At 38.0% G+C, this 20,463-nt stretch carries 18 protein-coding genes and 3 tRNA genes; 17 read left to right on the top strand and 4 right to left on the bottom strand.

What is annotated here, in order from left to right; genetic code table 11:
- Window positions 1-122: 122 nt before the first annotated feature.
- Entirely contained in the window at window positions 123-335 is a 213-nt protein-coding gene (locus AC27E9_RS12430; protein ID WP_487130618.1) for a hypothetical protein, read from the top strand.
- A gap of 124 nt (window positions 336-459) precedes the next feature.
- Here the strand turns inward: AC27E9_RS12430 and uvrB are convergent, their stop codons facing one another.
- Both uvrB and AC27E9_RS12420 read right to left on the bottom strand, forming a co-directional pair.
- Window positions 460-2,460 (bottom strand): excinuclease ABC subunit UvrB, encoded by a 2,001-nt coding sequence (gene uvrB, locus AC27E9_RS12425; RefSeq protein WP_487130616.1) that lies wholly within the window; start codon window positions 2,458-2,460, stop codon window positions 460-462.
- On the bottom strand, window positions 2,460-3,833 hold the full coding sequence (locus tag AC27E9_RS12420) for an MATE family efflux transporter (RefSeq protein WP_487130614.1): 1,374 nt from the start codon (window positions 3,831-3,833) through the stop codon (window positions 2,460-2,462). Before AC27E9_RS12420 ends, uvrB begins: the two co-directional genes overlap by 1 nt.
- Before the next feature lie 557 nt (window positions 3,834-4,390).
- Between AC27E9_RS12420 and AC27E9_RS12415 the strand changes: the two genes are divergently transcribed.
- The 3 genes from AC27E9_RS12415 to AC27E9_RS12405 all read left to right on the top strand — a co-directional run bounded on the left by AC27E9_RS12415 (window position 4,391) and on the right by AC27E9_RS12405 (window position 4,721).
- Window positions 4,391-4,466: transfer RNA gene (locus AC27E9_RS12415), tRNA-Asn, on the top strand.
- Between the two features lie 55 nt (window positions 4,467-4,521).
- Window positions 4,522-4,597: transfer RNA gene (locus AC27E9_RS12410), tRNA-Asn, on the top strand.
- Between the two features lie 48 nt (window positions 4,598-4,645).
- Window positions 4,646-4,721: transfer RNA gene (locus AC27E9_RS12405), tRNA-Asn, on the top strand.
- A 496-nt stretch (window positions 4,722-5,217) separates the two neighbouring features.
- On the opposite strand, the gene AC27E9_RS12400 is transcribed toward AC27E9_RS12405, so the two are convergent.
- Window positions 5,218-6,852 carry a M28 family metallopeptidase gene (locus tag AC27E9_RS12400; protein ID WP_487130612.1) on the bottom strand — a complete coding sequence of 545 codons (1,635 nt, stop codon included), beginning with the start codon at window positions 6,850-6,852 and terminating at the stop codon, window positions 5,218-5,220.
- Window positions 6,853-7,137: 285 nt separating this feature from the next.
- Here AC27E9_RS12400 and AC27E9_RS12395 point away from each other — a divergent pair, with 285 nt between their 5' ends.
- Both AC27E9_RS12395 and AC27E9_RS12390 read left to right on the top strand, forming a co-directional pair.
- Window positions 7,138-8,286: a DUF3083 family protein gene (locus AC27E9_RS12395; RefSeq protein ID WP_487130608.1), complete on the top strand. Its 1,149-nt coding sequence runs from the start codon at window positions 7,138-7,140 to the stop codon at window positions 8,284-8,286.
- 478 nt (window positions 8,287-8,764) lie between these two features.
- Window positions 8,765-9,382, top strand: coding sequence for a LysE family translocator (locus AC27E9_RS12390; protein ID WP_487130606.1), 618 nt, complete (start codon window positions 8,765-8,767; stop codon window positions 9,380-9,382).
- A 37-nt stretch (window positions 9,383-9,419) separates the two neighbouring features.
- Here AC27E9_RS12390 and AC27E9_RS12385 read toward each other — a convergent pair whose 3' ends face one another.
- On the bottom strand, window positions 9,420-9,821 hold the full coding sequence (locus tag AC27E9_RS12385; protein WP_487130604.1) for a hypothetical protein: 402 nt from the start codon (window positions 9,819-9,821) through the stop codon (window positions 9,420-9,422).
- Between the two features lie 289 nt (window positions 9,822-10,110).
- Between AC27E9_RS12385 and AC27E9_RS12380 the strand changes: the two genes are divergently transcribed.
- The 11 genes from AC27E9_RS12380 (at window position 10,111) to uspE (ending at window position 20,453) form a co-directional block, all read left to right on the top strand.
- Entirely contained in the window at window positions 10,111-10,842 is a 732-nt protein-coding gene (locus tag AC27E9_RS12380; protein WP_487130602.1) for a Crp/Fnr family transcriptional regulator, read from the top strand.
- 389 nt (window positions 10,843-11,231) lie between these two features.
- On the top strand, window positions 11,232-12,653 hold the full coding sequence (gene ccoN / locus AC27E9_RS12375) for a cytochrome-c oxidase, cbb3-type subunit I (RefSeq protein WP_487130600.1): 1,422 nt from the start codon (window positions 11,232-11,234) through the stop codon (window positions 12,651-12,653).
- An 11-nt stretch (window positions 12,654-12,664) separates the two neighbouring features.
- Window positions 12,665-13,309, top strand: a complete 645-nt coding sequence (gene ccoO, locus AC27E9_RS12370) for a cytochrome-c oxidase, cbb3-type subunit II (RefSeq protein WP_487130598.1) — start codon at window positions 12,665-12,667, stop codon at window positions 13,307-13,309.
- Between the two features lie 5 nt (window positions 13,310-13,314).
- A complete protein-coding gene (locus AC27E9_RS12365; protein ID WP_487130596.1) occupies window positions 13,315-13,506 on the top strand; it encodes a cbb3-type cytochrome oxidase subunit 3 in 192 nt (63 codons plus the stop codon).
- Complete coding sequence (ccoP, locus tag AC27E9_RS12360) at window positions 13,499-14,467, top strand: cytochrome-c oxidase, cbb3-type subunit III (protein WP_487130594.1); 969 nt, start codon at window positions 13,499-13,501, stop codon at window positions 14,465-14,467. Before AC27E9_RS12365 ends, ccoP begins: the two co-directional genes overlap by 8 nt.
- A 174-nt stretch (window positions 14,468-14,641) precedes the next feature.
- Window positions 14,642-15,142 (top strand): FixH family protein, encoded by a 501-nt coding sequence (locus AC27E9_RS12355; protein ID WP_487130592.1) that lies wholly within the window; start codon window positions 14,642-14,644, stop codon window positions 15,140-15,142.
- Between the two features lie 13 nt (window positions 15,143-15,155).
- Complete coding sequence (locus AC27E9_RS12350; RefSeq protein ID WP_487130590.1) at window positions 15,156-17,555, top strand: heavy metal translocating P-type ATPase; 2,400 nt, start codon at window positions 15,156-15,158, stop codon at window positions 17,553-17,555.
- The gene (ccoS, locus tag AC27E9_RS12345) at window positions 17,552-17,815 is read left to right on the top strand and encodes a cbb3-type cytochrome oxidase assembly protein CcoS (protein ID WP_487130588.1); all 264 of its coding nucleotides are present in this window, start codon (window positions 17,552-17,554) and stop codon (window positions 17,813-17,815) included. The genes AC27E9_RS12350 and ccoS overlap by 4 nt, the downstream gene beginning before the upstream one ends.
- 8 nt (window positions 17,816-17,823) lie before the next feature.
- Window positions 17,824-18,486 (top strand): sulfite exporter TauE/SafE family protein, encoded by a 663-nt coding sequence (locus AC27E9_RS12340; RefSeq protein WP_487130586.1) that lies wholly within the window; start codon window positions 17,824-17,826, stop codon window positions 18,484-18,486.
- 52 nt (window positions 18,487-18,538) lie between these two features.
- Window positions 18,539-19,258 (top strand): fumarate/nitrate reduction transcriptional regulator Fnr, encoded by a 720-nt coding sequence (fnr, locus tag AC27E9_RS12335; protein ID WP_487130584.1) that lies wholly within the window; start codon window positions 18,539-18,541, stop codon window positions 19,256-19,258.
- A gap of 262 nt (window positions 19,259-19,520) precedes the next feature.
- Entirely contained in the window at window positions 19,521-20,453 is a 933-nt protein-coding gene (gene uspE, locus AC27E9_RS12330) for a universal stress protein UspE (protein ID WP_487130582.1), read from the top strand.
- Window positions 20,454-20,463: the final 10 nt, after the last annotated feature.

Raw genomic sequence — 20,463 nt, 5'->3', positions numbered from 1 at the left:
CATTATGTATAAAAATCCGCCCCACATACTCTAAACTTAAGTTATGGTGTGCTGCACCGCTGCCGCCATAACATAGCCTGATTACTGCAATTAGGCGCTTAATGATTTATGAGGATGCTTGTATGAGTGCAATTTGGAAAAACCATGCGAATCGCTTAATAGAATTAATTAATAGCAATAACGACACTCACGCTCATTTATATTTAGAGCAGTTGATGTTATTTCCTGTTGATATTCAAGATAAAATTATTAACGACGTTAGCCATTTAAAACACTGCAATACCGATGATGTTGCTAATATAATTAATCAATACATGATGTTTGAAATAAAGTAATAACAAACATCTGCCGCATTGATAACGCCTAACACTTGTTGACTGCTTAACGGCATGGAAACGTTAAAAAGTGTTAGATGTATTTAAACACCACTGTAGATATTATTTAAAATACAACTTTGTATTACGTTGTCAGTTGTTGATCACGTAACTGCTTAATTTCATCTCGAACAGACGCCGCTAATTCAAACTCAAGGTTTTGAGCGTGAGTAAACATAAGCCCTTCTAATTCATTAACTTTATCGTCAATTTCTTTCGTTGTTAATGTCGCATATTTAGCTTCAGGCTCAGCAACTTTTGCCGCGTAGGCCGCTCGCTCTTTACCGCCATCAATATCCATAACATCAGCAATAATACGCTTCACACCTTTAGGGGTTATATTATTATCAAGATTATGTTGATGCTGCTTAGCACGGCGTCGTTCTGTTTCATCTATCGCCTTGCGCATTGAACCTGTTATTCGGTCAGCGTACAAAATAGCACGACCATTAATATTACGTGCAGCTCGGCCTATGGTTTGAATAAGTGAACGTTCAGAGCGTAAAAAACCTTCTTTATCTGCATCTAAAATTGCGACTAAAGATACTTCTGGCATGTCTAAGCCCTCACGAAGTAGGTTAATACCAACCAATACATCAAACTTACCTAAGCGAAAATCACGAATTATTTCAACGCGTTCGACAGTATCAACATCAGAATGTAAATAACGAGTCTTAACTTGATGTTCATCTAAGTAATCTGTTAAATCTTCCGCCATGCGCTTAGTTAGCGTTGTAGCTAATACTCGTTCACCTATCGCAACTCGCTTTCGAATTTCTGATAGTAAATCATCAACTTGTGTGTCAACTGGGCGTACTTCGATTTGTGGGTCTAGTAACCCTGTCGGTCTTACGACTTGCTCGGCAATTTCTCCTGCTGACTTTTCAATTTCGTAATTGCTCGGGGTCGCAGAAACATAAATAGTTTGTGGCGCTAAGGCTTCAAATTCATCAAACTTCATCGGACGATTATCAAGTGCAGATGGCAACCTAAAGCCATACTCAACTAAATTCTCTTTTCGAGAGCGATCGCCTTTATACATAGCACCAATTTGCGGTACGGTGACATGTGATTCATCGATAATCAATAAACCGTCGTTAGGTAAATAATCAAATAAGGTTGGTGGCGCTTCACCTGAAGCTCGGCCAGATAAATAGCGCGAATAGTTTTCGATGCCTGAGCAATAACCAAGTTCTGTCATCATCTCAATGTCAAACTGTGTGCGCTGTACAATACGCTGCTCTTCAACTAACTTATTGTTGTCTTTTAGTTGTGCTGATCTTTCTTTTAATTCGATTTTAATATTATCAACGGCTGCTAATATTTTTTCTCGTGGTGTAGCATAATGCGTTTTTGGATAAACAGTTACCCGAGCAACAGTGCGCTCCACCTCGCCGGTTAATGGGTCGAAAACACTAATGCGTTCTATTTCCTCATCAAATAGTTCTACCCGCAACGCCATGCGGTCTGATTCAGCGGGGAAAATATCAATGACATCGCCGCGCACCCTATATGTTGCACGTTGAAACGCGACATCATTTCGAGTGTACTGTAGTTCTGCTAATCGCCTTAAAATGTCGCGCTGATTAATAATATCGCCAACACTAATGTGCAACATCATTTTTAAATAAGAATCAGGATCACCCAAACCGTAAATGGCTGACACTGACGCAACAATAATAACGTCTCGTCGCTCTAACAAAGCTTTAGTTGCTGACAAGCGCATTTGCTCAATATGCTCGTTTACCGAGGCATCTTTTTCAATAAAAGTATCTGTTGTTGGAACGTAGGCTTCGGGCTGATAATAATCATAATAAGAAACAAAGTATTCAACAGCATTTTCTGGGAAAAACTCCTTCATTTCACCATACAATTGCGCTGCAAGTGTTTTATTAGGCGCTAGCATCATGGTTGGGCGATTTAACTTCTCAATTACGTTTGCAACTGTATAGGTTTTACCCGAACCAGTAACACCTAACAAGGTTTGGTGAGCGAGTCCTGATTCAATACCATCAAGTAATTTAGCAATAGCTGTTGGTTGGTCGCCACTAGGAATATAATCCGAATGTATCTTTAACGCTTTCATCAAGCAATAACCTCCGTTGTTGCTCGGTCGTTTTGACATTGCTTGTTAAACAAGTGATATGAAATCATCGCCATTACAACATTTCCTAATAATGCACCAACAAAAAAGCCTTCTAATCCGAACCACAAACTGCCGACGTAGGCTAACGGTACATAACAAACAAATAAACGCACAATACTCAAGGCAAGTGCAACCATAGGCTTATGAAGCGCATTAAATGACGAGTTAGTTAAAATAATAACCCCTTGTAAACCATAGCCTAAAGGTAAAATCCAAATAAATAATTTTATAATATCGGCTACTGCTTGCTCTTTAGAGAAGGCCTGGGCAATTAATGGCGCTGCTAAAACCATTACAGCATAAATTAATACTTGCCAGACCAAGACAAATTTAATGGACGTTTTATAACCTTCAGCAACACGCTTCATATTACCGGCGCCGAAGTTTTGGCTAATAAACGGTGGTAAAGTCATTGACAGTGCTAATACGACTAAACATGCAATTGATTCCAACCTTGAACCAACACCAAAGGCGGCAACTGCTGACTCACCGTATTCTGCAACAATTGCGGTTAATACAGCGGCAGCAACTGGCGTTAGCATATTAGCTCCTGCAGCAGGCAAACCAATATGCAAAATACCACGAGAAGAGCTAACAAAGTCCCTAAATGAAATTAAATGAGTATGAATTAAGCCACGTTTTACACCTAAAATATAAAGTACATAACCTAAACCAAACACCCATGAAACTGAGGTCGCAATTGCAGCGCCTTGTATTCCCATTGCTGGAATGGGACCAAAGCCAAAAATAAGTATTGGATCTAAAATGGCATTAATCAGGCCTGCACTACCCATAATTAAACTTGGTGTTTTCGTATCACCTGATGCACGTAAAACTGCATTACCGATCATAGGACCAATTAAACAAATACAACCAAGAAACCAAATATCCATATATTGATGAATAAGTGGCAACAGAGCTTCGCTAGCACCTAGTAGCAAGAAAGTATAATCAATTAGGAAATAACCTATTACTGCTAAAACAGCCACAATTATTGCAGTTAAATATAGCGCTCCCGTTGCTAGGTTTTTAGCTGACTCTTTATCCCCTTTACCGAGAGCTTTAGCAATCACTGCAGAAGTACCAATACCTAAGCCTATCGTTAAGCTGATAACCGTAAATGTAATAGGAAAAGTAAAGCTAATGGCGGCTAATGGTTGTGTACCCAGCATTCCAACAAAAAACGTATCAACAAGATTGAAGGTCATTAATAGAATCATTCCATATATCATCGGAACGGTCATATTCTTCAAAGTTAGTGCTACGGGATCTTCAAGAAGATTAATTTGGCGATTTTTTATTGGTTTGGTCATTAATACTTTCAAATATTGAAATAAATAGAATGCAATTTGTCATTGTAAAAGATCATGATTCGACTCGCTATGGAAATATTTTATTTCGCTAAATAAAGTCATATAGGTGCTAAAATGCACTTTGGCTACAAATTAAGCTACCTAACGTTTCGTAGAAATTCACAGAAAAATGTGCGAAATATCACTCTTGCACAAAAAACACACGACCATATTCACAAAGCAGACAAACATCAATCAACACATTGTTATATATAGAGTTATAAGAAACTCGAAGAAATACTTGATATTACTACAAGCCGCATTCTACGGTTTAGGTTACCTAAATTTACACTTTAACTCACACAGTTATCCACAGATTAAGTGGATAACTAATGGTTTTATACTTCAAAACCTATACTGAGCAATTTTTCTACGGAACTTGCAGAAAAGTTACCAACAATGGCTGCAATTTAAGCAAACGAACAATAAAATGATTTTTTTATAAATTTTGTGTTGACAGTCCGACAAGTGAGCTTTAATATTCCGCCCCGTTAGCCAATAGCGGCTTTCAAAACAATTCCTCAATAGCTCAGTTGGTAGAGCAACGGACTGTTAATCCGTTTGTCCCTGGTTCAAGTCCAGGTTGAGGAGCCAAATTATTAAATAATGGCTCACAATTATATTGTTAGCGGTTATAAGAAAGAACAATTCCTCAATAGCTCAGTTGGTAGAGCAACGGACTGTTAATCCGTTTGTCCCTGGTTCAAGTCCAGGTTGAGGAGCCACATTAAGAGCTTTGCTCTCTTCCCTAATAAAGGAAGTAAAAGTTTTATTCCTCAATAGCTCAGTTGGTAGAGCAACGGACTGTTAATCCGTTTGTCCCTGGTTCAAGTCCAGGTTGAGGAGCCACATTAGAAAACCTGCTTTTTAGCAGGTTTTTTTTTGCTTAGAATTTAATTGAGAGTTCATTTATCAAAATGTATGAATTATTTAGGCAACGGACTGTACTCATATAAAACAAACGTTTATCCCTGCTTGTTATTCAAATATAGGTTGAGAAGGTACTTTAAGAAACCGAGTTTTTGCAGTTTTATTTGCTTAAAATTTAATTGAGAGTTCATTTATCAAAATGTATGAATTATTTAGACAACGGACTGTACTCATATAAAACAAACGTTTATCCCTGCTTGTTATTCAAATAGAAGTTGAGGAGCCACATTAAGAAACCTGCTTTTTACAGCTGTCATTCACCTAAAGCTTCAGATTGCTAATTTGCTCAATAAGGGGGCATTTCTGTGCAACGTACAATGTTCAAATAAAAAAGCAGCAATAGAATATTGCTGCTTTTATAAATCTCAATTACTTAGGCGTTAATTATTAACTTAACGCTAAATACATCGGGGTTTTAACGCTTAAATTCTGACGTTTTGCTCCATTGTGGCCAAACACCCTCGTCAGAAAGCTCGTAGCCAATTTCAAAGAAGGCTTGCATATCTTCAACCGCTCCAGACAAATCCCATTGCTCACTATATTCGTCACAAGCATTATGGTAACACTTAGATAAAATAGGGTTTAAACGCTCACGTAAAGCCTTTGTTGCCGCATCAACTGGCTCTTTACCACTTTTAGCATAAAGCGCTGGAATACCGATATTAGCGAATGCAAAATGGTCAGAGCGATAGTAAATACCGGCAGCTGGGCGAGGATCTCCAGAAATTACTCGACCTTGCTTTTTCGCGGCCGTTGTTAAGTAATCATCAAGTTGAGATTGTCCTAAACCATAAACAGAAACATCTTTACTACGTCCATTAACGTTTAACGCATCCATATTAATATTAGCAACCGTTTTAGCTGCTGGAATAATTGGGTTCGCTGCATAAAACTTTGACCCCAGTAAGCCCTGTTCTTCAGCCGTTACCGCCATTACCGTAATAGAACGTTCAGGTGCAACAGGCAGTTTTGAAAATGCTTCTGCCACTTCAATAAGTGCCGCAGTACCAGAGGCATTATCAACAGCACCATTATAAACTTGGTCACCATCTTTACTGCTATCTTTACCTAAATGATCCCAATGAGCCGTATAAAGAATATGTTCATCTGACTTACTCGTTCCAGGTAAAGTCGCAATGAAATTGTATGATACTGATTCTTTAACCGTGTTCTTAACTTCAACTGACGCAGTTAAGTCACCCATATCAACATGGTAACTACCTTTTGCCGCCTGAGCTTTTGCTTGTTCGAAGTTTAAGCCCGCTTTAGCAAACAACTCTTTAGCCACATCACTATTAACCCAACCTTCTACAGCAACGCGATCTTTATTTAAATCATCGCGAACAAAACCAAACTGTGGCCCAGTCCATGAATGCTCAACTACATTCCAGCCGTATGATGCAGGCGCCGTTTCATGAATAATAATAGCCCCTTCAGCACCTTGACGACTTGCTTCTTCATACTTATAAGTCCAACGGCCATAGTACGTCATAGCATTACCGTTAAATAAAGCAGGGTCTTGCGTAGCAAAACCAGGGTCATTAACTAAAATAACAACGGTTTTGCCTTTTACATCTAGGCCTTCATAATCATTCCAGTCATACTCTGGCGCATTTACACCGTAGCCAACGAAAACTAATTCTGAATCTTTCAGCTGCTCAAAATCACTAATTCGGCTTGAACCCATTACCATGTCATGACCATATTGGTAATCTTTACCACCAATAGATAAGCTCATTTCAGGTGATGCTTCAATAGACACCATAGGTACTGCTTGTAAAAAACTGTCGCCATTACCTGGCTTAAAGCCAACCGCCGTTAACTGCTTTGTTAAATAATCTAGCGTTAGCTTTTCACCTTTGCTTGATGGCGCACGTCCTTCAAATTCATCTGAGGCAAGCACTTTAATATGCTCAGCAAGCTGTTCTTTATTAATGCTATTATAGCTTGATGTAACATCTGCAGCCGTATTAGTTTTATCAACGTTTTGCGTACCACAGCCAGCTAATACTGCTGAAGTAAGCAGGGTAAATGCTAATATTTTTTTCATTATTTTATTCTTTAGTTGAGAATGACGCCTTGATTATATACAAATCCGCGTTAAATTAGGTAGTGCTAATACACAAATTTCACGATAAAACTTCTATATGAAAACGCTACAATTTTTTAACAAAATCACTTTATTGACGAGTATTTAAAGCAATATTCATTTGCATAGAATAATTTTTACACCAATGTTAAAAACTATCACTAATCTTAAATTACGATCTATTGTGCTTAATGCGACCTTACTCTTTGATATAAATCATATTTGACCACAAATAATGTTGCTACTATGCTAACGTTTTCAATCAACAGGTTAATTGCTATGCCACTTTCCCGTAAAAGAAGCGTTCAACATAAAGTTTACATTCCATCTTCGGCTCGTGAGAACCAGTATTTACTGGCAAAATTTAATATTACTGTGCAATTAATTGAAAGAATTGCTGGCCCAGTCGATTTAAAAAGCGAACAGCCATTTAAAGCGTTTTATAAAAAGTTATCTGAATTGTTTTTTAAGATTAACGAAGAGCTTGATATTGAAAGTGGCCAATTTGTGGCCAACGATAAGTTTACGCGAATTCGTTTTAGTCCTGAAAAGTTAACCGCACAAACCGAGCAGCAAATTTTATTTCTTTATAACTCTCGCTTTCATTTCAGCCAAAGTGCTCATTATGATGGTAAAAAACAAGCGAGCAAAATTCACTTAGTATTTTTAGCTAACGGTGAAGAAGTGCGCCTTAATTCTGCTATTTTTCATCAGAAAGTTGTTAATGCAATTGCTAAATTTTCTGAACAAACAGGTATCAGTACTGATGAAATGCGTATCTGTGATCATCAGCATTTAACTTACGACTTATTTGCTAAAGATAAAGGTGTGCAAGGGAACCAGGTTCATAAACTACGTAGTATTTCTAAACGCTACGCGCCTGATGAAATTTCGATTCCCGCAAATACTGATGAGCTAACCTATGCTGTGGTTGATATGCCCGTTAATCGTCGTTTGCGTAAACTAGTTGAATTAGATCATAGTGAAGGTGATAACTTCAACCCATTATATAATTACATTGCTGATGCCTTTATTAACGCAGCAAAAAAACACCACTTAAATAATGGTGCTGTTATCGCAAACGGCTTAGTTCCTATCGTCCGTAAAAACGAAGATGAAAACAATATTGCTAAAGGTGAGTTGATCATGCTTGGCTATAATCCGAAAAATACTAGCGGAGGCTACACCTGCAAATGGGCTGCAGATAAGTTAGTTGATAGTGTTCAATTTGTTTTTGTTGCTAGTGAGCAAGATAAAACCAGCCATGGCTATGGTAAATTCCTAACACAAATAGAACACGCACTGCACAGTATTGCCGAAAAACTTGAATACATTAACGATAAAGAAGAATTAACAGTTCGCTTTCATCAGCATATTGGGTTTTATCAAGACTAGGGCGTGTTGGTCTTTGAGGTATAAATTTTGTTCGAATTATAAGTGATTTAATCACGGCGTAGCGATTGAAGTATAGTCATTCTATATAAGTGAGCGACAACAACGAGTAAATCACTTTTAAACGAACCCTAAGGGCAGCGTTTATTGAGTATTTCTACTGTGTTATCACTTATTTTATGTGGGACAACCACACATTATAAGCTCTGCCTTGTATAAATACTCACTAAACTGCTGCAAAAACATACACCAAAGTTCAACATGCCCTAGACTGCACTTAGTATTTAGATTAATAGCGTGGCTTATGCCATGTTTTTTTTATGCGCTTAAATAAGTATTATCTTAGGCTATATCATCAGAAACTTAATTGACTGTCGAAAACTTATTCTTCGAAACGAGCATAAATTACGATACTATATCTTAGCTATGTAATTTAAAAAGAAAGCAACCTACCCCATAAATAAGTGCAGGTAAACTCACCTTGATTGACTTAACACTACTCGGCCTTTTTATTCCAACATTTTTTATCGTCAGTTTAACACCTGGCATGTGCATGACTTTAGCTATGAGCTTAGGAATAACTATAGGTGTGCGAAAAACATTTTGGATGATGTATGGTGAACTATTAGGTGTTGCCACTGTAGCCATTGCTTCAGTACTTGGTGTGGCAACAATAATGGCTAAGTTCCCACAGCTATTTCAAGGCTTTAAAATATTAGGAGCGCTGTACCTTTTCTACATCGGCATAAATATGTGGCGCGCAAAAGGCAAACTTGCCGCCTCAGAGCAATATTCACAAACAGTTAAAAAGCGTAGTTTATTTCAACAAGGATTCTTTACGGCCATTGCTAACCCTAAAGGCTGGGCTTTTATGGTGTCACTTTTACCGCCATTTATCAGCCAAACACTGCCCTTAGCTCCGCAGCTAACGGTTCTAGTGGCAGTTATACTTTTATCAGAGTTTATCTGTATGACAATTTATGCCACAGGTGGAAAAACTATTGGTAAAGCTCTAACCGAGCGTAATAATGTACAATTGCTTAATAAAATATCAGGCAGTTTAATGGTGTTAGTAGCTATTTGGTTAGCAAGTAGCTAAGGCAGTAAAACTATTAACTAAAGTTTTGCTCACTCACTTAACTACGGTGACTTACAATCGTTAGCATTTTATTATGTGTTTGCTTATCATCTGTCGTAAATGTAAGCCACATACGCCAAGTCATCTGCTCGGCTGAGCAACTTCCCACAAGTACTTCACCAATAAAATCTTGCGAGGTCGAGGGATTGAGATTGGCATTTCCATATACAGTATCATTAGTATTTCTTTCAAGAAACAGTGGAATTTTACCCATAAACATATCCACGCCTTCTAAATATCCGGTAACGGATGTTATGGTTTCAATACCGCTATAATTAACTGAAATATTAAATGCTTGTTCGGCAACTATTCTATTTACGTCGAACAATATCTCAGCACGACCGCCGTCAAACTCTAAAAAGCACTGGCTTTGCTCAGCTAAACATTGCATTTTTTGCACAAGACCTTTACTAGTTTCATTGTTTTGTCGTTCAGAATTACAGGCAAATAATAAGCTAAAGATTAAGGGAAGCCAGAGAAGTTGCAGTGGTTTTATATTATTTATCATGAAGTTTGACACAGTTAAATTCAATAACCGCTATGATACCGAAAACACGGTGATATTTATCACTTTTTTACCGCCTATTTTTGATTTGAAACAAATCTCGACGCAATCATTATTGATATAATTTCATCAATATTGAACTCATGACTTTAAATCGTTAAGTAACACACCATAGGCAACGAAAATGACAACATGCATTAAAGTTAAACAACCGAATACTAAATATATAGATTGTGACAATTGTTCAATGCAACCTGTTTGTGTGCCTTTAAAAGCAGGAAAAACTGAAGTTTCCATCATGGACAGCTACTTGTCTAAACGCAACATTGTTACTATTTCTACACCATTGTTCCAAGAAAAAGAAACGGCAGGTGCAATATACGCGGTGTGTTCCGGCAGTTTTAAACTCACTGAAACTTCACCTGAAGGTAAAGAAAAGGTAATAGGTTTTCGGTTTCCTGGTGAGCTAATTGGTGAAGATGCCATTCACACTCAGCATTATAACTATAATGCTGTTGCAGTGGGTAATACCACTGTATGTCGGGTTGACTTAGATGAGCTTAATGAATGTGGTAAATTAATGCCAGAATTACAGCTAAGCTTAATTTCACTACTGAGTAAGCAAAATTCAATGTTACGAGAAGAATTTAGCTCTGTGGTTGCTAAACATACTGCTGAAAGCCTATTAGCAGCATTTATTCTCAATATGTTGAAAAGAAATGTCCATTATCAAGAAACCGAGTCAAAGCTACATTTACCTGTCGGGCGTGATGTTATTGCTAACCATTTGGGTTTTCGTCGTGAAACACTAAGTCGCATATTTTCTAAATTCCAACAAAAAGGTTTATTATCTATTCATGCGAAAGAAATAGAAATTATAGACTTAGCTGGCTTACAAGATATTGCATACAACTGATAATTAAGAATTAATTAAATGTGCAGTTATTAATTAACTGCACATTTTTCCATTTCCCCACCAATAAAGCGTTCAAAATTCATACAAACCTTAACTCGCTGTTTTTCATAAATTAGCCTACCTTTAAAAGTAACTTTTTACTTAGCTATTCAATTAAGTAATCCTTAGAAAGATATTACCGTACAAGATTGCGTCAACTTCGTTTTTTTTGTTGATTTAAATCAAGCTTTGCAGTTGATTTATGTCATAGGCGAAAGGTAAAATTACATGGAATTTGAAACAGCTCGTAACTGAGTGTGACATTTATCACTGCTTCTCAGCAATTTTTACTGAAAAAGTGGTTTTTCTGCATAAATTGCAAAATCTAACCTAGTAACGGAACAATAAAAATGACAACAACGCTTGATCATCCGTCCTATAACTTCAATGTGGTGCGTCAATTCACCGTAATGACAGTTATTTGGGGGATCGTTGGTACTCTAGTAGGTGTTCTAATCGCGGCACAATTAATTTGGCCAGCATTAAACTTTGAAACACCTTGGTTAACATATTCTCGTCTTCGTCCACTGCATACCAATGCGGTAATTTTTGCCTTTGGTACCAGTGCCCTGTTTGCTACTTCATATTATGTTGTTCAGCGTACATGTAAAACTACCCTGTTTGGTGGCAAATTGGCCTCATTCACATTCTGGGGTTGGCAAGCGGTTATCGTTCTTGCAGCTATCACACTGCCTCTTGGTTATACATCAAGCAAAGAGTATGCGGAATTAGAATGGCCAATTGATATACTAATCGCCGTAGTATGGGTTAGTTATGCCATCGTCTTTTTTGGTACGTTAGTCAAGCGAAAAACGTCACACATCTATGTAGCAAACTGGTTCTTTGGTGGTTTTATTATCACTGTTGCAGTATTGCATATAGGTAACAGCATGGTTATACCAGTATCCATGATGAAATCCTACTCTCTGTATTCCGGCGCAATCGATGCCATGATGCAGTGGTGGTATGGTCATAATGCTGTTGGTTTCCTATTAACAGCTGGTTTCTTAGGTATGATGTATTATTTCGTACCAAAACAAGCCGAACGTCCAGTTTACTCTTACCGTTTATCTATTGTTCACTTCTGGGCACTAGTTTCATTATATATTTGGGCTGGCCCTCATCACTTACATTACACGGCACTACCAGATTGGGCGCAATCTGTTGGTATGGTAATGTCTATCGTATTATTCCTTCCTTCATGGGGTGGTATGATCAACGGTATTATGACGTTATCAGGCGCGTGGCATAAACTTCGCCATGACCCTATTTTACGTTTCTTAATTGTTTCATTATCTTTCTACGGTATGTCTACCTTTGAAGGTCCAATGATGGCGATTAAATCTGTAAACGCACTTTCTCACTACACTGACTGGACCGTTGGTCACGTACATTCAGGTGCACTAGGTTGGGTTGCAATGGTTTCAATTGGTGCAATGTACCACTTAATTCCTGTGCTATTTAATCAAGGTCGTATGTACAGCATTCGCCTAATTAACGTTCACTTCTGGATGCACACAGCAGGTATTGTTTTATACATAGTTGCAATGTGGATTTCAGGGGTAATGCAAGGTTTGATGTGGCGTGCGGTTAACACCGACGGTACATTAACTTATAGCTTTGTTGAAAGTTTAACTGCGTCTTACCCATTCTACTTCATCCGTTTTGTTGGTGGTGTATTAGTAGTAGCTGGTTTCGTATTAATGGCTTACAACATGTTCAAAACTATTGGTGCTAAAGACGGAAGTCTTAAGCCAGTTGAAGCAGCTTAAGGAGCCATAACATGATCAACAAACACGAAAAAGTTGAAAAAAGCGTTGGCTTATTCTTTATCTTTACTATTTTTGCTATCAGCATCGGTGGTTTAGTAGAAATTACGCCGCTTTTCTTCCAAAAAGCAACAACTACACCAGTAGATGACTTACGCCCGTATACGGCGCTAGAAATGGAAGGTCGTGATATTTACATCCGTGAAGGTTGTAATGTATGTCACAGCCAAATGATCCGCCCTTTCCGTGCAGAAACGGAGCGTTACGGTCATTACTCAGTTGCAGGTGAACAAGTTTGGGAACATCCACATCTTTGGGGTTCTAAACGTACAGGCCCAGATTTAGCCCGTGTTGGCGGTCGTTATAGTGACGATTGGCACCGAGCGCATTTACTTGACCCACGCTCAGTAGTACCTGAGTCAAATATGCCTTCGTTTAAATGGTTAGCTGAAAATACCCTTGACGGCGAATTAACAGGTAAGAAGTTAGAAACGTTTAACTTCTTAACACGTAATCGCAGCCACAAAGACGAGCAAGGTAATGCAATTCCTCTTTATTCTGAAACTGATATTGCTGGTGCAAAGAAAGCAGTAAAAGGTAAAACAGAAATGGATGCATTAATTGCATATTTACAATCTCTTGGTCATGCATTGAAATAATGATTATGGATTACGGTACGCTTAGAGGGTTAATTGCCCTATTAATATTGGCATTATTTATTGTCATTGTGGTTTGGTCATATTCAAAAAAACGTAAAGGTGCGTTTGATGAAGCGGCAAATTCAATTTTCGAAGAAAAAGACGAAATAAAGCACACTGACAAAAATAACAAACAGGAGACTAATAATAATGTCTAGCTTCTGGAGTATTTGGATTTCGGTTCTTACCTTAGGTACATTAGTAGGTTGTTACCTATTATTGCGCTGGTGTTTAAAGAACTTTGCAGGCGTTGAAGAAGGTGAGTCTATGGGCCACACCTTTGACGGAATTGAAGAATTAAATAATCCACTACCAAAATGGTGGAGTACATTCTTCTTATTAACAATCATTTGGGGTTTTGGTTATTTATTACTTTACCCTGGTTTAGGTAACTTCCAAGGTCTTTTAGGCTGGAAAAGTTCAAACCAAGGTATTTTAAATTTATCGGAATCAAAAGCTAGTGTTGTTGCAGCAAAAGATTCAGGCATGTTAGTACAATATGATCGTGAAGTTGAAGCAGCTGACGCGAAATATGGTCCAATTTTTGAAGCATATGCAGCACAAAGTATTGAAACATTAGCTGGTGATGAAGAAGCACTTAAAGTTGGTCAGCGACTATTTTTACAGAACTGTTCACAATGTCATGGTTCAGATGCGCGTGGTACTACAGGCTTCCCTAACTTAGCAGATAAAGACTGGTTATACGGTGGTTCACCTGAAATGATTAAAGCAAGTATTATGCATGGCCGTAAGGCTAACGGCATGATGGCTTGGAAAGATGCATTAGGTGGTGAGCAAGGTGTTAAAGAAGTTGCCGCTTTCGTACTAAGCTTAAGTGGTCGTGAAGTTGATCCACAAGCTGCTGAAGCAGGTAAAGCTAAGTTTGCTATGTGTGCAGCTTGTCATGGCGCAGAAGGTCAAGGTAGTGCTGAAATGGGTATTCCATTAGGTGCACCAAACCTAGCAGATAACACATGGTTATACGGTGGTTCTCCACGTGCTGTTGAAGCATCAATAGCCAACGGTCGTGCCGGTGTAATGCCAGCTTGGGATAAAATCCTAGGTGAACAAAAAGTTCACGTGATCAGCGCTTATGTTTATAGCCTATCGCAAAAATAACACTTAAACCTTAATAGGTTAATTTATTATTAAAAACAAAGCCTTGGTGTTTAAATTCACCAAGGCTTTTTTATTTAAAGCTGCATTAAAATTCAACAAATTTACGCTTTTTTAATAGTTCCCGTATTAGAAAAGCCGTATAATACCGCCACTAATTGTTAAAAAGACATTTTCATGAAAACATCTTGGTACCGCGAGCCTTGGGCATGGCTTGTATTTATATTGCCTTTTACTGCAGTTGTTGCAGGTATAATTACCTTTATTATTGCTAATACAAACCCCGATACTTTAGTTGTTGGAGACTATTATAAAAAAGGTAAAGCCATTAACCTCGAGCTAGGTAAAGTTAAGCATGCACAAAAATTAGGAATGCGTTTTGGGCTAAAACTTGAAGGTGAACAGCTAACTATTCGCCCGACAGGAATTGAAAAAGAGTTCCCTCTTTTAAATGTTAACTTTTATCACCCAACCTTAGAGGAGAGAGATTTTTATTTGGTACTCACTGCTGATGGAAACGGCGACTTTAGCCATTACTTCGAGCCAGAGCAAGATGTTTCAGGTAAATGGCGCGTCACCATCAGCCCATTCGAAAATCACTGGAAAATTCAGTCGGTGATTACATTACCTCAGTCTGATTTTATCGATATTACACCAAACCCAGCCCAAGCAAATTAGTGAGCTAAAATTAATGAGCTTAGATTGTTTTCATTGCGGTGAAATTGTCCCTAATGGTATTAGTTTAACAACGACAATAGAAAGCACCGCCCAACCTATGTGTTGTATTGGTTGTCAGGCTGTGTCACAAACGATTGTTGATAATAAATTAACCGACTATTATCGATTTCGTAGTGCCCCCGCACAAAAAAGTGATGTGCTAATACCTGAGCAATTACAGCGTAATGAAATCCTTGATGATGAAAACTTACAAAGCGAGTTTGCCTATTATCACGAAGGTTTTAAAGAAACAATATTAACTATTGAAGGTATAAGCTGCTCTGCCTGCGCTTGGTTAATCGAGATGCAAGTCAGTAAACTAGAGGGAATTAATAAAATTAATGTTAATGCCACTACGCAGCGAGCAACGGTGCAATGGCAAGAAGAACAAGTAAAATTAAGTGAGATATTAAGCTTAATTGAAAAAATTGGCTATCATGCCTTGCCTTTTAAGGCCAGTACCGCCGAAGAAATCAATAAAAAGCAAGCTAAAAGTTTTATAAAGCGCTTAGGCATATCAGGCATTCTCATGATGCAAGTAATGATGATAGCTTTTGGTTTATACTTTGGCGCTTTTTCAGATATGGCTGAACACAATTTAGTTTACCTGCGTTGGGCGAGTTTTTTCCTTACTGTGCCTATTGTTACTTATGGCGCTTTTCCTTTTTACAAAAGTGCATTTTTTGCATTAAAAGCCAAACAGTTATCAATGGATGTACCGGTTTCAATTGCTATAGGACTAGCCTTTCTTGCCAGTGGTTGGGCGACACTAACTCAACAGGGCGAGGTGTATTTTGAATCAGTTTCTATGTTTACTTTTTTACTCTTAATAGGAAAATTTCTAGAGTTTCGGGCACGTACACGCGCTGCAGACGTATCTGCGAACCTGTTAAAATTAATGCCGATGACAGCGACTAAGTTAACCAACAATAAAGAGAGTTTTATTGCTGCAACGAACTTAATCGCTGATGATATTATTCTAATCAAGCCCGGTGAAACAATCCCCGCCGATAGTGAAATTATTGCTGGCAGTAGCCAAATTAATGAAGCTATGCTGTCGGGTGAGCAACTGCCGCTTCATAAAGGCGAGCAAGATATTATTTACGCCGGCACCATCAATGGTGATGGCAATTTAACGGCAAAAGTGAAACACGATAATCAAAAATCATTTCTCAGCCAGTTAATTCGTTTAAGTGAAACATCTCAAACACATAAACCTAAATTGGCAAAACTTTCAGACAAAATTGCTCAGTACTTTGTTGCCTTAATTTTATTTACAGCCTCTTGTACCGCTTTTTATTGGGCACAACACCAACCAGCTGAAGCATTTTGGATCACCTTATCTGTATTAGTCGTGACTTGCCCTTGCGCCTTATCATTAGCAACGCCAACCGCACTAACTTGCGCAACTACACGCCTAAATCGTGAAGGTATAATGGTGAAATCTGGTCATGTGTTAGAAACTATGCCAGAAATTGATGCTATGGCATTTGATAAAACCGGCACACTGACAACCGGCGAATTTACCATTGCCAATATTATCACCTATGGCAATTATGCTGTGGATGAAAACCAAAATGGGCAAGCAGAAGTGTTAGCCATTGCCGCCGCCTTAGAAGCTCATTCTGCCCACCCATTAGCAAAGGCATTTAGCCAATTTAGAGACTTTGCCTTAATTGCTAAACAAGTGGTTGTTGCACCTGGTGCTGGTATTTCAGGTGAGGTAAATAACAAGCACTACCGTATCGGTAAGAATTCTTGGCTATTAAAAGATAATCATCAACAAGCGCATAACGCACAATGTGTTTTAATGGAAAACGACACGCTAATTGCCGAGTTTTACTTACATGATGAATTACGTGACGACGCTAAGAACTTAGTTGACTTTTTACACTCAGAAAGTATTACCACTATGATGCTCTCTGGCGATCACGCCCCCGGGTGTAATACGCTGCAATCAAAATTACAGTTAAATAGTGTACAAGCAAATTTATCTGCTCAAGATAAAGTCAATGCAATTAAACATCAACAAATCTCCTATAATGTCGCTATGATTGGTGATGGAGTAAACGACACGCCAGTATTAGGCGCCGCTCATTTATCTATAGCTATGGGAAGTGGTACCGATATCGCAAAAAATGGTGCTGATGTCATACTGCTAAATAATAAATTAAAATGCGTACAAACCTTACGTCAGGTATCGGAGCGCACCTCAACTATAGTTAAACAAAATTATCTTTGGGCATTTGGCTATAATGCCATTGTATTGCCACTAGCCGTTATGGGGTATATCGCCCCTTATATGGCGGTAATTGGCATGTCAGCTAGCTCTATTTTAGTTGTAAGTAATTCTTTAAGGCTGTTAAAGAAATGAGTGTTATCTACATTTTAATTCCCATTGCAATTTTGTTAACAGCAATTGGTATTTATATCTTTTTTTGGGCAGTAAAAACAGAACAGTTTGATGATCTTGAAAAGCAAGGCATGAGTATTCTATTTGATGATGCTAACGATAAAAAATCAAATGGTGATAAAGATATTGGTGACAATAGTAATAACATCTCACCTTCCCCTCAAACAGAAACTAAGCCTGTAGAGACAACGCCAAGAAACTTAATTGATAAGCAAGAATAATTGTCACGATGAGCCTAGACTACTTTTCAGCATTCCTCATTGGGCTACTTGGCTCAGGTCACTGCATTGTGATGTGCGGCGGAATTAGTACTATGTTAACAACCGCAATCTCTCCAAATGCAACAAGCAGTAAATACCATATTGTTATTGCCTATAATTTTGGTCGAATAGCGTCCTATAGCTTCATTGGAGCCCTTGTTGCTTTTACTAGTTCTATGGCTGCTAAAAGCATAGGTTTTCCAGTTGTGACATTAAAGAGTGTTGCAGGTATTTTTTTAATCCTACTTGGTTTGTATTTGGGGCAATGGTTAATGTGGTTAAGCCGTGTTGAATACCTAGGTAAAAAGCTCTGGAAAATTATATCTCCAAATACACAAAAATTTATTCCTATTAAAAATACGCGCAGTGCTTTCGCTTTGGGGGCATTATGGGGATGGCTACCATGTGGCTTAGTATATTCCACGTTAACTTGGGCACTAGCCAGTGCAAACACCATGAACGGCGCTCTAATTATGTTTTTCTTTGGGTTGGGTACTTTACCGGCACTGCTTTCAGTGTCGTTTGGCACCATTAGCGTGAAGTCTTTATTGGCAAATTCACTGTTTAGAAAGATCGCTGCCGTTTTACTGATTTTATACGGTATTTATACTATACTTATTGCATATCTATAACGCATCTAATATGATCCACATCATTAAAATGCAAAAAGAACTATAGGTTACTATGAGCAATAAATCGTGTACTGGTCAGCAACATATTCACTGTCAAAACTGTAGTATTAGCGAACTATGCCTGCCGTTTACCTTAAATGATAAAGAGCTTGATACGTTAGATAATATTATCGATCGTAAGCGCCCTATTCATAAAGGCGAGCAAATTTTTAATGATGGTCAACCTATGCATGCCCTGTATGCTATTCGTTCTGGTACTTTTAAGACATACACGGTAAACGAGCAAGGCGAAGAGCAAATTACTGGCTTTCATTTAGCCGGTGACCTGTTAGGTTTTGACGCAATTGCTAACGCCGAGCATCCAAGCTTTGCTAAAGCACTTGAAACGTCTATGGTTTGTGAAATTCCATACAACACACTTGATAGCTTATCTAACAGCATGCCGAAATTAAAAAAACAAATTTTACGCATGATGAGTACAGAAATTCGCGGCGATCAAGAAATGTTAACGCTACTTAATCGCAAGAATGCAGAGCAACGCTTAGCAACATTTATTAGTACGTTAAGTAGTCGTTATCATGCTCGAGGTTTATCGGCTTCAGAGTTTCGTTTATCAATGACTCGTAGTGATATTGGTAACTATATCGGTTTAACCGTTGAAACAATAAGCCGTTTGCTTAACCGTTTTCATAAAAATGGCTTAATTCAGGTTGACGGTAAGTTAATTACCATTCTTGATATCGATAAGTTAAACGAGTGCGCTGCACTATAACCCCCGCCCAACTTAAGATACTTTAAATTTCCTTATTTTAACATTTCACGCTATGCTTAGCGTGAAATGTTGTTTATATTTGATACGATAATAATTTGATTTAAAACAACTATTATTGTTTCAAACTGTTCTATTGTTATAGTAACTCGAAACAAAACTATTGATGTTAAGTTATCGTTTAACCGTTTGTTTATAGCGTTTTACACGCAAGTTTTATGCTAAACGGTATAAATACAATAGACAATTAATAAAGGAATTAGGTATGGAAAAGTATCAAAAAATACTCGCTATTGTTGACCCAACAACAGAAGATCAAAAAGCTTTAAAACGTGCCATTGAATTAGCTCAAAAAACGGGCGCTAGCATTACAGCATTTTTGACCATATACGATTTTTCTTATGAAATGACCACCATGCTTTCAAGTGATGAGCGTGAAGCCATGCGTCAGTCTGTGATCAACGATAGAACTCAATGGCTCAAGTCACTATTGTCAGAACTTGATCTTAGTGGATTAAATGTTGACTGTAACGTTATTTGGCATAACCGTCCATTTGAGCAAATTATTGAACAAGTTCTCAAAAATGGTTATGACATTGTTATTAAAGGCACACACCAACACGACAAGCTTAAGTCAGTTATTTTCACCCCAACTGATTGGCATATTTTGCGTAAATGCCCGTGCCCTGTACTATTAGTAAAAGAACATTTATGGCCTGATAATGGCAATATTGTTGCAGCACTAAATATTGGTAGTGACGAAGCTGAACATAGCTCACTTAACGACAAAATTACTGCCGAAGCAAAGCAATTAACTCAGGTAATGAAAGCAAATCTACATTTAGTGAACTCTTTCCCAGGCACGCCAGTAAATATTGCAATTGAAATTCCGGAATTTAATGCCAGCGACTACAACCACTCTATGTTTAAACATCATGAAAATGCGATGCAGGAACATGCAAACGCCTTTAATATTTCAACAGAAAACACCCATATTAAGGAAGGCCTACCTGAAGATGTTATCCAAAGTGTTGCCGATGAATTAGATGCCGAGCTAGTAATTTTGGGTACCATTGGTCGAACCGGATTATCAGCAGCATTAATTGGCAATACGGCTGAGCATGTTATTGATAGGCTAAATTGTGATGTGTTGGCATTAAAGCCTGACGGCTATATTTCGCCATTAGATGTTGAATAACCTGATCTAG

The sequence above is a fragment of the Colwellia meonggei genome (genome assembly GCF_057537295.1).
The sequence above is the reverse complement of the archived record's forward strand: the minus strand, read 5'-3'. Positions and strand labels throughout refer to the sequence as shown.